The organism is Amphibacillus indicireducens (assembly GCF_039539605.1).
GTDB lineage: Bacteria > Bacillota > Bacilli > Bacillales > Amphibacillaceae > Amphibacillus > Amphibacillus indicireducens.
Window position 1 is genome coordinate 1 of the sequence record NZ_BAABDL010000100.1, and the last position, 13370, is coordinate 13370.

Genomic DNA, 13370 nt, shown 5'->3' on the forward strand with positions numbered 1-13370 from the left:
ATATGATAATTAGATTTTAACACAAAGTTATCCACAACTAACGAATTTTATAATTTCCTAAACAATAAAAAAAGAAGACACAGTGAAAACTGCATCTCCTTCAAATATTCTCAACACTAAAAAACATAGAACCTCTATTCAAATCTTTTAGGGATGATCGTTATTAATTTTTACTCAGTGTATCAACAGCAAGTAATGCATCGGCTACTTGTTTAGCGGTTAGATTTGGATCCATATTCAAGGAAGTTTCTCCTTCAGCTGTTGCTAGTTCACCAATTTTCAATAGGTCTTCATAAGGTACATCATCTAAATGCATCTCTTTTAATGTTGTTGGTAAAGAAAGCTTCTTAAAGAATTCTACATAACGCAAAATATCTTCGTCCGTTCTTCCTTCAAGAACTAGCTGAGTTAAGATTCCGTAAACAACTTTTTGTCCGTGACTCAAGTCATGGATTTTTCCTTCTAAGGCTGTGAATCCATTGTGCACCGCATGAGCTGCTGCAAGTCCACCATTTTCAAAACCTAATCCTGAAAGTAATGTGTTCACTTCAATTACAGCTTCAACTTGAGGAGTAACCAAACCTTTTTTAGCGGCTTCATACGCGGAAACACCTTGTTCAAATAATACTTTTTCTGCTTTCTCTGCAATCGCTTGAGCTGCTAAAGTGGCTTTACCGCCTGCCATTGTATCTGAGTTTCGTTTTTGTGACGCTCGACTCTCAACTAATGTAGCCATAGCGTCTCCAATTCCAGAAGCAAAGAGATAAGGTGGTGCATTGACAATCACTTCTGAGTCTACTAATACTAAATCTGGATTTTTGTCAAAGAATTTATAACTTTCAAAAACTCCTTCATCGGAATAAATGACGGACAACGCACTAGTTGGTGCATCTGTTGACGCAGTACTTGGTGCGATAATTACTGGTAGCTTTAAAAAATCTGCTACTGCTTTGGCTGTATCGATTGTTTTTCCTCCACCAACACCAATTACCAAATCAGAGGAATGCTCCTTGCCGATATCTGCTAGACGCTCAATCTCAGACTCTGACGATTCACCATGAAATTCTGCATAGAAATAGTCAATATTGGCTGCCTCGAAACTTTTTGTCACTGTATCTTTCGTAAGCTCCCACACGATATCATCTGATAATACTAGAGGTTTATTCCCAATTTTTTTTGTTTCATTTCCAATTGTATTTAATACTCCGGCACCTTGAATATAAGCACCTGGTGATATAAAGACTTTTTTATTCATTATTATCCCACTCCTAGTATTTTTTGTGAATGCATTCTAACAAAACTACTTTTTGATTTGTGGATTCTTTCACCTATAATTATATAAGAACATTTAGCTCAATGCAAATGGATGCTTATTAAGTATATCAATCAGAAATCAAGTAAAATTGACTCTTGACTGATTCTTAGTTACTAATATTTAATTCGGTCACGCACACAAAAATTTGAGTTTGAATATATACAAAAAGCGTAAGGTCGAGTAACTTATTCTTTTGGAGTCTTTAGAGTACTGTATGATGATCGCATAGTACAGGACATGAACTTTCGTTAACAGATCACCATCACGAATTCCGAGTAATAAGAAATAAAATAGTAAAGAGATTGGTACCAAAGTCAATTTTTAAAATATATGGTTCCACTTTTATATAGTATACACAAATAAAAAGAACCTCATTCGCCACTAAAGTGAAATTTACACTCTAGTTTTAGGAATGCGTTTTTGATTGAGTAATTTTCTCTCGTACATGCTTGTCATGTTATGTCCTTTCTTTCTCGTAGAGTTGGTATCCACTTTCACCCTTAATGTTTGCTCATGCTGGGCGAACAAAAAATCCACCTCCCATTATTCATCAGAATAACAAGAAGTGGACTTCTCAATACACTTTAATTTTGATTCACACTACTTCACAATGTAAGGAGAAAACTTACATCATGCCGCCCATTCCACCCATGCCACCCATATCAGGTGCGCCAGCGTTTTCTTCTGGAATGTCAGCAACAACTGCTTCAGTTGTTAAGAACATCGCTGCAACAGATGCTGCATTTTGTAATGCAGAACGTGTTACTTTAGTTGGGTCAACGATTCCCGCTTCAACCATGTTTACCCACTCACCAGTTGCTGCGTTAAAACCAACACCAAGTTCTTCTCGTTTTAGACGCTCAGCAACAATTGATCCTTCAAGACCTGCGTTTGTTGCAATTTGACGAACTGGCTCTTCTAGAGAGCGTAGTACAATGCTTGCACCTGTTGCTTCGTCACCTTCAAGATCAAGTTCAGCAACTTTTGCGTAAATGTTCATTAGTGCTGTACCACCACCTGAAACAATTCCTTCTTCAACAGCTGCACGTGTTGAGTTAAGGGCATCTTCAATCCGAAGCTTGCGCTCTTTAAGTTCTGTTTCAGTTGCAGCTCCAACTTTTACGACAGCTACTCCGCCAGCTAATTTAGCTAAGCGCTCTTGTAGTTTTTCTTTATCAAATTCAGATGTTGTTTCTTCAATTTGTGCACGGATTTGTTGTACACGTGATGAGATCACTTCTGGATTACCAGCGCCGTCAACAATTGTTGTGTTTTCTTTTGTCACAACAACTTTTGCTGCACGACCGAGTTGCTCAATTGTTGTTGATTTCAAATCAAGTCCTAGATCTTCAGTAACAACTTCTGCACCTGTAAGGGTACCGATATCTTCAAGCATTGCTTTACGACGGTCACCGAATCCTGGTGCTTTAACAGCTACTGCATTAAATGTGCCACGAAGTTTGTTTACAACAAGTGTTGCAAGTGCTTCTCCTTCAACATCTTCTGCAATGAGTAGTAATGGCTTGCTTTGTTGAACAACTTGCTCAAGCACTGGTAAGACGTCTTGAATGTTGTTAATTTTCTTATCTGTTACAAGAATATATGGATCTTCTAAAACAGCTTCCATCTTATCTTGGTCACTTACCATATATGGTGATGCATAACCGCGATCAAATTGCATCCCTTCAACAACTTCTAGCTCTGTGCTGAATCCTCTTGATTCTTCAACAGTGATAACGCCGTCATTGCCAACGCGCTCCATTGCTTCAGCAATTAGCTGGCCAACTTCTTCATCATTTGCAGAAATCGCTGCAACTTGTGCGATTGATTCTTTATCTTCAACTGTGTTTGAAATTTTTCTAAGTTCGTTTACTGCCTGATCAACTGCTTTTTCAATTCCACGACGGACACCAACTGGGTTTGCACCAGATGCAACGTTTTTCAAGCCTTCTTTAATCATTGCTTGTGCTAAAACAGTTGCTGTCGTTGTTCCATCCCCGGCGACATCATTTGTTTGCGATGCAACTTCAGAAACAAGTTGTGCTCCCATGTTTTCAAAGCGATCTTCTAATTCAATTTCTTTCGCAATTGTTACCCCATCATTTGTAATCAATGGTGAACCAAAGCTCTTATCTAAAACAACATTACGGCCTTTTGGTCCTAATGTTACTTTTACTGCATTTGCTAATGTATCAACACCGCGCAACATCGATTGACGCGCGTCTTCGCTAAACTTAATTTCTTTTGCCATTTGTAAAATTCCTCCTATTGTCTAAGTATTTATTTCATCTTGTTTTAATTAACCGATTACGGCTAAAATATCATCTTCACGTAGAACTAAGTAGTCTTTTCCTTGATACTTTAATTCTGTGCCTGCAAATTTTGCAAAAATAACGAGATTTCCTTCTTCTACTTCTGGAGTAATTTTGGAACCGTTATCCGCGACACGACCTGTACCAACAGAAACAACACGGCCTTGTTGTGGCTTCTCCTTTGCCGAATCTGGCAAGACAATACCACTTGCTGTTTTTTCTTCTTCTTCTACGAGTTCAATAATGACACGATCTCCTAATGGTTTTAACATGTTTAAAAACCTCCTCCATTTATTTGACTGTTTAATTTTTAGCACTCATCACCTTCGAGTGCTAACACAATTATTATAATAATAAATATACCTTCAATATGCAAGTAAAGTGATCATTTTTTAAAAAAATTTAACTTCAACTTTGTATTTATTCATTTTATGTTAGAATACGTATATTGATGTTTTGATTGGGAGGGTTTATATTTATGGTTAAACGATATATTGGTGTTATTTTTGTGTATCTTTTTGCACAGTTGTCTCCACTGCTTGTCTCTAAGATCTTAATCTCAAATGAACTTGATCTAACAAGCCATAACAATATCGTGATGAACTGGCAAGTGTTGAGTTTTTTAGTTGCTTTATTTGTTTCGATTATTTTATTGCATAAAACAGAGGAGCCATTCAACGATCGAAACTTTGCTAGTCCAGTGATGACCTTTGTTTGGATTGTGATCGGGTTCTTTATGGCAATCTTTGGTCAAGCGCTAGCAAATATCATTTATGCGTCAATTTTCGGCGAACTTGAGCAATCACAAAATACAGTTGAAATTATGCAGATCGCTCGTGCATACCCAATCTTCATAATTGTTGTCGCAATTGTTGGACCCATTTTAGAAGAATTTATTTTTAGAAAAATTATTTTTGGTGAAATATTTAAACGATCAAATTTTTGGATCGCTGGTATTATTTCTGGGTTAATTTTTGCTGTTGTCCATAACGACTTTACTCACTTACATATTTATTTCGTCATGAGCTTTGTATTTGCTTTTGTCTATGTAAAGTCAAAGCGAATCATTGTACCGGTCATGGCACATGTATTAATGAATACATTTGTTGTCATTGTTCAATTAACCTTCCCAGCAGAACTACTTGAACAAGTCAATTTCATTCAGATGATCTTAATAGGGGGATAATTTTCTTATGCATAGAGTATCACCATTAAGAAGTGCAATTTTTTACTTCATTATGGGTGCGATTTTTATTTATTTTGCTTTTCAAACCATTGATGAGACAGTTTTTAAGCCATTAACGATTCTTCTAGTTATTTTGGCAACACTAGAGTTTGGCGTCGGCATCCGCTTTCTCCAATTTCACATTAAAATAAAACGTCATCAAAAAAAGTAAGCAACAAGCTTGGTAGCCTGTTGCTTACTTCTTATCCATTGGGTAATGTTCAACAAAATAAATTAATGATTGTAATTCAACGGTCAAGTCAATATGATGCACGCGGACTTCTGTTGGAACGGTAATTCGGGCAGGTGTGAAGTTTAAGATCCCTTTTACTCCTGCTTTTACTAATTTGTCCGTTACACTCTGGGCAGCTGATCCTGGAACAGTTAAAATTGCAACGTCAATATTAGCCAATGTCTCTTCGAGCTGATTAATATCTTCAATTAACACGTGGCCAACTTCTGTGCCAATTACATCAGGATTGGCATCGTATGCCCGAATAATTTTAGTATTATTGCTCTTAGAGAAATTGTAATGTAAAAAAGCAGTACCAAGATTCCCAACACCAATTAAGGCAACATTTGAAACTGTGTCTTGATTCAAAGTTTTGCGGAAAAATTCTAATAAATATTCGACATTGTAGCCATAACCCTTTCTTCCAAGTGCTCCAAAATAAGAAAAGTCTCGTCTAATTGTTGCAGAATCAACTTTAACCGCTTCACTTAATTCCTTTGATGACACTCTCGTTTTCCCCTGAATGTGCAAATTGTTTAAGAAGCGATAATATAAGGGAAGTCTTTTTGCCGTGGCTTGAGGGATTTTGTTATTTAACTCCATCAATTACTCTCCTTCTATAAATGATCATTGTTCATCTCTGATCATAATCTTTGTTAATAGTGTAACAAATAATTGCTTGAATGTCTTTTTAAACGTGGATATTTTGAAAATAATCTTTATTTTGCTTAGTTTACAGGCAAATGATACGATATATTGAGATAGATGAGGTGGATAATCATGATTTTATTACAAATTAATCAATTAGTAAAACGATTTGGTGCTGAAACCATTTTAGACAATATAAAGCTAGAAGTGAAGTCAAACGATCGAATCGCAATTGTCGGTCGAAATGGCTCTGGTAAATCAACCCTTTTAAAAATAATGGCTGGGATTTTATCTTATGATGAAGGGGAAATCCATCGATCAAAAGATGTGACACTTGGTTACTTAGATCAACATACAGGTCTAGAAACCGATGAAACGATTTGGAATGAAATGAAAAAAGTTTTTAGCTCGTTAATTGAAGAAGAAAAAAATTTGCGAGAAATGGAAGCGAAAATGGGTGATCCCGATTTACTTGCTGATCAATCGCGCTATCAACAATTACTGAATCAATATGATCATCGACTGACAATGTTTAAAGCAAGCGGTGGTTATCAATATGAGTCTGATATTCAAGCGGTTTTACACGGCTTGAACTTTGCTGATTATGATTTTAACACACCAATTCATGAGTTAAGCGGTGGGCAAAAGACACGACTTGCTTTAGCAAAATTATTGCTCTCTAGACCAGATCTGTTAATTTTGGATGAACCGACTAACCATTTAGATATTACAACGTTATCGTGGTTAGAACAATTTTTACGTAGTTATCAAGGTGCTGTTGTGATCGTTTCACACGATCGTTATTTTCTCGACCATACGGTGGATATTGTTTATGAAATTGCTCATCAGCGTTCAAAAAAGTATCATGGCAATTATACGAAATATTTACACCAAAAAGCACTTGATTATGAAAGAGAGTCAAAAGCATTCGAGAAACAACAAACTGAAATTAAGCGGATGGAAGATTTTGTCCAACGTAACTTAGTACGAGCATCGACAACTAAACGTGCACAAAGTCGACGGAAACAACTTGAAAAAATGGAACGACTAGACGTGCCAAAAGGTGATGAATCAGCAGCTTCTTTTAGCTTCAGTATTAAACGCAGAAGTGGAAATGATGTATTAAAAGTCAAAGATTTATCATATCGATATCCTAATGAAGAAACGTTTACTTTTTCAAATTTAAGTTTTAACGTGAACCGCCAAGATAGAATCGCTTTGGTCGGTCCTAACGGGGTAGGTAAAACAACATTATTGAAAACAATCATCTCTGAATATAAAGCTACGACTGGTGAGCTGACGTTTGGTACTAACGTAGAGGTAGGTTACTACGATCAAGAACTCGCTAAACTTCATTCGCGAAAGACAGCCTTAATGGAGTTGTGGGATGAATTTCCCCATGTTAATGAACAGGAGATTCGGACAATCTTAGGGAATTTCTTATTTTCAGGGGATGATGTATTGAGCCCTGTCTCCACACTTAGTGGTGGAGAGAAAGCTCGACTAGCTTTAGCTAAATTAATGATGAAACAAGCTAACCTACTCATCTTAGATGAACCAACTAACCATTTAGATCTAACAAGTAAGGAGATTCTAGAAGCTGCTTTAATCGATTTTCCCGGAACGATTATTTTTGTTTCACATGACCGCTATTTTATTAATGAAATTGCCACACATATTTTTGAACAAAGTCATGGTGGAATTACGGTTTATTTAGGTGATTACGATTATTATTTAGCAAAGAAACAAGAAGAAGCTGAGATCGAAGCACTGAATCAAGAAAATTCGGTTACCAAAACAGCAATAACCGAGCCAAAAACAAACTATCATGAAGAAAAGCAGAAAAAACAGCAAGAGCGAAAACGTTTAAGACGTATTGAAGAAATAGAAACAGAAATAACTTTGCTGGAAGAAAAAATAAGCACTAATGAATCTGAACTTGTTAAACCAGAAGTGTACCAAGACCATGAAAAAGCGCTGGAATTCACAAAACACAATCAAGAATTAAATCAACGAATTGAGACATTGATGGAAGAGTGGGAAGTTTTACAAGAAGATTTAGTTGAATAATTGTTAAAAACAGAGATTACTTTAATGTTATCTAACTTAACGATAGCAAAAGTAATCTCTTTTTCATCCAAGTATTTGTCCACAAGCAAAACCTTACTTTATCAGTTATTAACTGACTTATGCACATTATCCACAGATGAAGTGGTTGTTATCCACCGTTTTTGTGCACAAGCACCTTGTTACTCCACTTGATTTCGAAAAACTTATGCACAGTTATGTGGATATGTTGTGTGTAAGTATTTTTACCGATTTCCATACATCTCTAAATCTAAGGCTGGATTTGCGTTCATTCCCCAATCTGAGCGGTTGCCTTTTTGATAAGCAATCATCCCAGCTGCACCAATCATCGCCGCATTATCTGTACATAAAGATAGAGGTGGAATTGATAATTTCACTTTTTGATCGCGAAATTTCTCCTCTAAAGCGGTTCTTAAACCACTATTTGCTGCAACTCCGCCAGCGATTATAACGTGGTTTACTTTATTTTCTTTGGCTGCTCGATAGGTTTTTTCAACTAAAACATCAATAACACTTGCTTGAAAGCTTGCTGCGATATCTGCTTTTTCTAGTACAATCCCTTTTTGCTTAGCATTGTGAAGTGTATTGATTACAGCTGATTTTAAACCACTAAAGCTAAAATCAAACGAACCTTCTTCTAACCATGCACGCGGGAAATCTAAGTTGTCTTTACCTTGTTTGGCAAGTCGATCAATTTCTGGACCACCCGGATAAGGAAGTCCCATCGTTCGAGCCACTTTATCATAAGCTTCTCCCGCTGCATCATCCCTCGTTTCACCAATCACCTCAAATTGACCGTGTTCTTGCATGAGAACAAGCTCTGTGTGGCCTCCTGAAACGACTAAGGCGAGTAAAGGAAATTGAAATTCTTCAATCAATCGATTGGCATAAATATGTCCTGCAATATGGTGGACACCAATTAACGGTTTGTCGTGAGCAAATGCTAAAGCTTTTGCAGTACTCACACCAACTAATAATGCCCCCACTAATCCTGGGCCTTCTGTAACAGCGAATGCATCAATATCTTCAGCTGTCATATTTGCTTTAGTAAAAGCCTCTTCTAAAACATGAGTAATTTGCTCAACATGATGTCTAGAAGCAATTTCAGGAACAACACCACCAAAACGTTTATGACTCTCTATTTGAGAAGCCACCACGTTTGAGACGATTTCATGACCATCCTTAATAATTGCAGCTGCTGTCTCATCACAACTTGTTTCAATCGCTAAAATATAAGTTTCTTTATTTTGACTCATAATCTCACCCACATCACAATCGCATCCTCATTATTATCTGTATAATAATTATTTCGAATACCCGCTTTTTCTAAACCAAATTTCTGGTACAATTTCTGTGCTTGGTTATTCGATTCTCTCACTTCTAATGATAAATTAGTCGCACCTTTTGTCATTGCATATTTGATCATATATTGAAATAGTAATGTACCATAACCCTGCCCTCTGTAAGTCGGATCAATAGCTATGTTCGTTACTTGTGCCTCATCAATTACTAACCAAAGCCCGCAAAATCCAATCATTTGCTGTTCCTTTTCAATGACAAAATAACAAGCAAAGCTATTCTCAAGTAATTCTTTTTTATATAAACTTTTCGTCCAAATCGTTGCAAATGACCTTCTTTCAATCTCCTCAACCTGATCAAGATCACTGAGCCCCATCGGACGAATCACAATATCATTCATTTGATTGCTCCCCTTGATTGGCCAACCAATTGACTTCAGCTTCAACAAGTCTTAAATAGCTTGGTACAAGCTGATGGACATCCTCTTCCTTACCTTGGGCCCCAGAAAGCGCTAATAAGCCAGGACGAGTCGTGTTAAGGCCTTCTGCGATAAAGATTGCTCGTTCACCTAAGCGATCAGTAATGGTTTCTTTAAATGAATCTAAATCAGGACTAATAAAAATAATTGGCTGATCTATTTTTGCTAACTCTTCTAACCAATCTGACATTAAACAATTTTGATCATCAATTATCGATTGACCATTTTGATCATATAAACCCGTGTATACAAGTTCTCTTCTAGCATCAAAAAAAGGACATATTAATGTGTTCCTGCCTTGTGCTTGTAAAGTTAAAGCCTCTAAACTTGATAGACCAACAACAGGAATTTTTAATGTCCAAGCTAACGTTTTTGCTGTAGATAGACCAATTCTAACACCTGTATATGATCCCGGCCCTTTTGCGACTACTATCTTTTTTAGATCTTTCGGTTTAATATCGACACTTTTTAATAATTGAACGACTGCTGGCATCAATCGTTTGGAATGTTTATTTTTACTGAGCGAACTATACTCAGCTATTACTTTTCCTTCTTGAGCCAAAGCGATTGCTAAAATTTCACTTGATGTATCAATTGCCAATATCGTCATCTACTAAGCTCCTCACATACATTTTCATAATATGAACCAATTGGATTGAGCGTAATTAATCGTGAGTCTCCATCTAAACGTTCAATCAAAAGTTCTAATCGTTCCTCTGGCAAAAATGAATTAATAAATTGTGGCCATTCGACAACTGTAATCGCTTGATCGGAAAAATAGTCATCAAAGCCAATATCTTCATCACTATCTTCAAGTCGATACGCATCAATATGATGAAGTGGGATTTCCGCTTGATAACTTTTAACAATCGTAAAAGTCGGACTATTAATTGTCCGCTTGACCCCAAGTCCTTGACCAAATCCCTTGGTAAATGTCGTTTTACCAACACCTAAATCACCAGTTAGCGTAATCACACTATTCGGACGCAATATTTGAGCTAATTTTTTTGCTAGTCTGTTTGTTTCAGTTTCTGAAGCTACTTTAATTGTTTTCATTCAATCACCTTAATTTTTATGAACATAGCCACTTGGACGTAGCTTGTTATAGTCATTATTATTCTTAATAAAAACAGTACCATTATTTTTTCCTTCTTCTCTTACTTTACCAATTATAACAACCGGCGTCTCAGTTTGCTTAGCTATTTGCTTAACTTTTTGCCAATTGCATGGAGAAACTGATCCGATCAGTTCAAAATCTTCTCCTCCATTTAAGATATATTTTAGTTGTTGATTTCGTGTAAATTGCTTAAGTGCATTAGAAATAGGAAGATCTCGTTCCTCTAAGTAAATTGCTAAGTTGGAAGCTTGAGCTAATTCATTCGCTTCACTCGCAATACCATCACTAATGTCATTTAAAGCAATCCGATCAATTGATGCTAATGCTTTAGCAAATTTTACTCGAGGAGTTGGCATCCGATGTCGATTAATTAAATATTCGGCCCCATTTAGGTCTGACTGTTCATTTAATAATAATTCAAGTCCAGCCGATGAATCACCTATCGTTCCCGTTACAAAAATAACATCACCCGGCTCCATTAAATGACGGTAGCGTACTTTATCACGCATAACTGCTCCATTTATTGTAACAGATAAAACAAGTTGCTCGCCAGTAACTGTATCTCCACCAATTAAATCGAGTTGATATTCTTTAGCAATTACATCCAGACCACGATAAATCTCGGCTAAACCTTGATCAGAGTAATGTGATGGAACAACAATCGAAACGAGATAAGAGATAGGATCTGCACCCATCGCAGCCATATCACTAATATTAGCCGCTAGCGCTCGATATCCAACATGAAAAGGTTTCATTGTTTTATTTGAAAAGTGAATTCCATCTACAAATGTATCAACGGCAGTCACTATATCTTGATAGGGCTGACGAAAAATAGCTGCATCATCCCCAATACCTTTTATTGTCGTTGAATTTCGATATGTTGATTGCTTAATTGATCGGATAAAATCAAATTCATTCATGTAGCTAAACATCCTTTCATTAACTACACCTATCATAGCAAAAAATATTAGGAATAGAAATAATCTGCAAATTATGTAATCAAAAAAACTGTTTTTTCTATTTGGTGATAGAAAAAACAGTTTAACATTTTAATTTAAATGGCGGTCCGGACGGGACTCGAACCCGCGACCTCCTGCGTGACAGGCAGGCATTCTAACCAACTGAACTACCGGACCATTGTAGTACATGAAACAAATTTTGGTTGCACTAAGGCACTACTGTTGTTTCACTAGCAAACGGTGATTATTCAACGTAGTACGTGAAACAAATTTTGGTTGCGGGGGCAGGATTTGAACCTACGACCTCCGGGTTATGAGCCCGACGAGCTACCAGACTGCTCCACCCCGCGACAATATAAAAATAATTAATTTTGAACAATATTATTAAAAATTGTTCTGGCTTAGCGACGTCCTACTCTCGCAGGGAAAACCCAACTACCATCGGCGCTGAAGAGCTTAACTTCTGTGTTCGGTATGGGAACAGGTGTGACCTCTCCGCTATCGTCACTAAACCATGGATATAATTGATATACCCTGAAAACTAGATAAGAAGTGCAACTGACAAGTGTCATCAACAAACAATTATTTAAATCACGGATCACGCCGCTTTTAATTTAATCTAGCTTCAACTCCCAGCAACTAGCGCCACTTCCTTCGGTTCAGTCCAGTGCGTACGTTGCTAAACGGTCGTTTCAGCCTTTTAATTTAGTTAAGTCCTCGATCGATTAGTATTCGTCAGCTTCACATGTCACCACGCTTCTACCTCGAACCTATCTACCTCATCGTCTCTGAGGGATCTTACTCTAATGATGGGAAGTCTCATCTTGAGGGGGGCTTCATGCTTAGATGCTTTCAGCACTTATCCTTTCCATACGTAGCTACCCAGCCATGCTCCTGGCGGAACAACTGGTGCACCAGCGGTATGTCCATCCCGGTCCTCTCGTACTAAGGACAGCTCCTCTCAAACTTCCAACGCCCACGACGGATAGGGACCGAACTGTCTCACGACGTTCTGAACCCAGCTCGCGTACCGCTTTAATGGGCGAACAGCCCAACCCTTGGGACCGACTACAGCCCCAGGATGCGATGAGCCGACATCGAGGTGCCAAACCTCCCCGTCGATGTGGACTCTTGGGGGAGATAAGCCTGTTATCCCCGGGGTAGCTTTTATCCGTTGAGCGATGGCCCTTCCATGCGGTACCACCGGATCACTAAGCCCGACTTTCGTCCCTGCTCGACTTGTAGGTCTCGCAGTCAAGCTCCCTTCTGCCTTTACACTCTATGAATGATTTCCAACCATTCTGAGGGAACCTTTGGGCGCCTCCGTTACTCTTTAGGAGGCGACCGCCCCAGTCAAACTGCCTGCCTGACACTGTCTCCGAACCGGATCACGGTCCTGGGTTAGAAGGTCAACACGATCAGGGTGGTATCCCACCGACGCCTCCACGTAAGCTAGCGCTCACGCTTCTACGGCTCCCACCTATCCTGTACAAATCGTATCGACATTCAATATCAGGCTACAGTAAAGCTCCACGGGGTCTTTCCGTCCTGTCGCGGGTAATGCGCATTTTCACGCATAGTATAATTTCACCGGGTCTCTCGTTGAGACAGTGCCCAAGTCGTTGCACCTTTCGTGCGGGTCGGAACTTACCCGACAAGGAATTTCGCTACCTTAGGACCGTTATAGTTACGGCCGC

Annotated in this window: 12 protein-coding genes, 2 tRNA genes and 2 rRNA genes (1 of these 16 running past the window's edge); 3 read left to right on the forward strand and 13 right to left on the reverse strand. The window is 38.1% G+C overall.

The annotated features are described in order from the left end of the window. Positions 1–163: 163 nt before the first annotated feature. The 3 genes from ABD814_RS09270 to groES form a co-directional block, all read right to left on the reverse strand. Positions 164–1255, reverse strand: a complete 1092-nt coding sequence (locus ABD814_RS09270) for a glycerol dehydrogenase (protein ID WP_344912482.1) — start codon at positions 1253–1255, stop codon at positions 164–166. 685 nt (positions 1256–1940) lie between these two features. Further along, positions 1941–3566, reverse strand: a complete 1626-nt coding sequence (groL, locus tag ABD814_RS09275) for a chaperonin GroEL (protein WP_344912484.1) — start codon at positions 3564–3566, stop codon at positions 1941–1943. A gap of 48 nt (positions 3567–3614) precedes the next feature. After that, positions 3615–3899, reverse strand: coding sequence for a co-chaperone GroES (groES, locus tag ABD814_RS09280; RefSeq protein ID WP_344912486.1), 285 nt, complete (start codon positions 3897–3899; stop codon positions 3615–3617). Positions 3900–4105: 206 nt separating this feature from the next. Here groES and ABD814_RS09285 point away from each other — a divergent pair, with 206 nt between their 5' ends. Then, positions 4106–4813, forward strand: coding sequence for a CPBP family intramembrane glutamic endopeptidase (locus tag ABD814_RS09285; protein ID WP_344912487.1), 708 nt, complete (start codon positions 4106–4108; stop codon positions 4811–4813). A gap of 7 nt (positions 4814–4820) precedes the next feature. Further along, the gene (locus tag ABD814_RS09290) at positions 4821–5024 is read left to right on the forward strand and encodes a YdiK family protein (RefSeq protein ID WP_344912489.1); all 204 of its coding nucleotides are present in this window, start codon (positions 4821–4823) and stop codon (positions 5022–5024) included. Positions 5025–5048: 24 nt separating this feature from the next. Here ABD814_RS09290 and ABD814_RS09295 read toward each other — a convergent pair whose 3' ends face one another. Beyond that, positions 5049–5687, reverse strand: a complete 639-nt coding sequence (locus ABD814_RS09295) for a redox-sensing transcriptional repressor Rex (protein ID WP_344912491.1) — start codon at positions 5685–5687, stop codon at positions 5049–5051. A gap of 177 nt (positions 5688–5864) precedes the next feature. Between ABD814_RS09295 and ABD814_RS09300 the strand changes: the two genes are divergently transcribed. Continuing rightward, positions 5865–7802, forward strand: a complete 1938-nt coding sequence (locus tag ABD814_RS09300) for an ABC transporter ATP-binding protein (protein ID WP_344912493.1) — start codon at positions 5865–5867, stop codon at positions 7800–7802. Positions 7803–8044: 242 nt separating this feature from the next. Here ABD814_RS09300 and tsaD read toward each other — a convergent pair whose 3' ends face one another. The 9 genes from tsaD to ABD814_RS09345 all read right to left on the reverse strand — a co-directional run. Then, a complete protein-coding gene (gene tsaD, locus ABD814_RS09305; RefSeq protein WP_344912495.1) occupies positions 8045–9076 on the reverse strand; it encodes a tRNA (adenosine(37)-N6)-threonylcarbamoyltransferase complex transferase subunit TsaD in 1032 nt (343 codons plus the stop codon). Next, on the reverse strand, positions 9073–9519 hold the full coding sequence (rimI, locus tag ABD814_RS09310; RefSeq protein WP_344912497.1) for a ribosomal protein S18-alanine N-acetyltransferase: 447 nt from the start codon (positions 9517–9519) through the stop codon (positions 9073–9075). The genes tsaD and rimI overlap by 4 nt, the downstream gene beginning before the upstream one ends. Beyond that, positions 9512–10207, reverse strand: a complete 696-nt coding sequence (tsaB, locus tag ABD814_RS09315; protein ID WP_344912499.1) for a tRNA (adenosine(37)-N6)-threonylcarbamoyltransferase complex dimerization subunit type 1 TsaB — start codon at positions 10205–10207, stop codon at positions 9512–9514. Before tsaB ends, rimI begins: the two co-directional genes overlap by 8 nt. After that, a complete protein-coding gene (gene tsaE, locus ABD814_RS09320; protein WP_344912501.1) occupies positions 10204–10653 on the reverse strand; it encodes a tRNA (adenosine(37)-N6)-threonylcarbamoyltransferase complex ATPase subunit type 1 TsaE in 450 nt (149 codons plus the stop codon). The genes tsaB and tsaE overlap by 4 nt, the downstream gene beginning before the upstream one ends. Before the next feature lie 9 nt (positions 10654–10662). Then, positions 10663–11634 (reverse strand): thiamine-phosphate kinase, encoded by a 972-nt coding sequence (gene thiL / locus ABD814_RS09325; RefSeq protein ID WP_344912502.1) that lies wholly within the window; start codon positions 11632–11634, stop codon positions 10663–10665. Positions 11635–11773: 139 nt separating this feature from the next. Further along, positions 11774–11850, reverse strand: a tRNA-Asp gene (locus tag ABD814_RS09330). Between the two features lie 96 nt (positions 11851–11946). After that, a tRNA-Met gene (locus ABD814_RS09335) sits at positions 11947–12023 on the reverse strand. A gap of 49 nt (positions 12024–12072) precedes the next feature. Continuing rightward, positions 12073–12185, reverse strand: a 5S ribosomal RNA gene (gene rrf, locus ABD814_RS09340). Between the two features lie 193 nt (positions 12186–12378). Next, positions 12379–13370 (reverse strand): 23S ribosomal RNA (locus ABD814_RS09345); it runs 1909 nt beyond the window's last position.

Coding starts and splice junctions, on each gene's coding strand:
- ABD814_RS09270 (WP_344912482.1), bottom strand. CDS start 1,255: ATGAATAAAAAAGTCTTTATATCACCAGGTGCTTATATTCAAGGTGCC.
- groL (WP_344912484.1), bottom strand. CDS start 3,566: ATGGCAAAAGAAATTAAGTTTAGCGAAGACGCGCGTCAATCGATGTTG.
- groES (WP_344912486.1), bottom strand. CDS start 3,899: ATGTTAAAACCATTAGGAGATCGTGTCATTATTGAACTCGTAGAAGAA.
- ABD814_RS09285 (WP_344912487.1), top strand. CDS start 4,106: ATGGTTAAACGATATATTGGTGTTATTTTTGTGTATCTTTTTGCACAG.
- ABD814_RS09290 (WP_344912489.1), top strand. CDS start 4,821: ATGCATAGAGTATCACCATTAAGAAGTGCAATTTTTTACTTCATTATG.
- ABD814_RS09295 (WP_344912491.1), bottom strand. CDS start 5,687: ATGGAGTTAAATAACAAAATCCCTCAAGCCACGGCAAAAAGACTTCCC.
- ABD814_RS09300 (WP_344912493.1), top strand. CDS start 5,865: ATGATTTTATTACAAATTAATCAATTAGTAAAACGATTTGGTGCTGAA.
- tsaD (WP_344912495.1), bottom strand. CDS start 9,076: ATGAGTCAAAATAAAGAAACTTATATTTTAGCGATTGAAACAAGTTGT.
- rimI (WP_344912497.1), bottom strand. CDS start 9,519: ATGAATGATATTGTGATTCGTCCGATGGGGCTCAGTGATCTTGATCAG.
- tsaB (WP_344912499.1), bottom strand. CDS start 10,207: ATGACGATATTGGCAATTGATACATCAAGTGAAATTTTAGCAATCGCT.
- tsaE (WP_344912501.1), bottom strand. CDS start 10,653: ATGAAAACAATTAAAGTAGCTTCAGAAACTGAAACAAACAGACTAGCA.
- thiL (WP_344912502.1), bottom strand. CDS start 11,634: ATGAATGAATTTGATTTTATCCGATCAATTAAGCAATCAACATATCGA.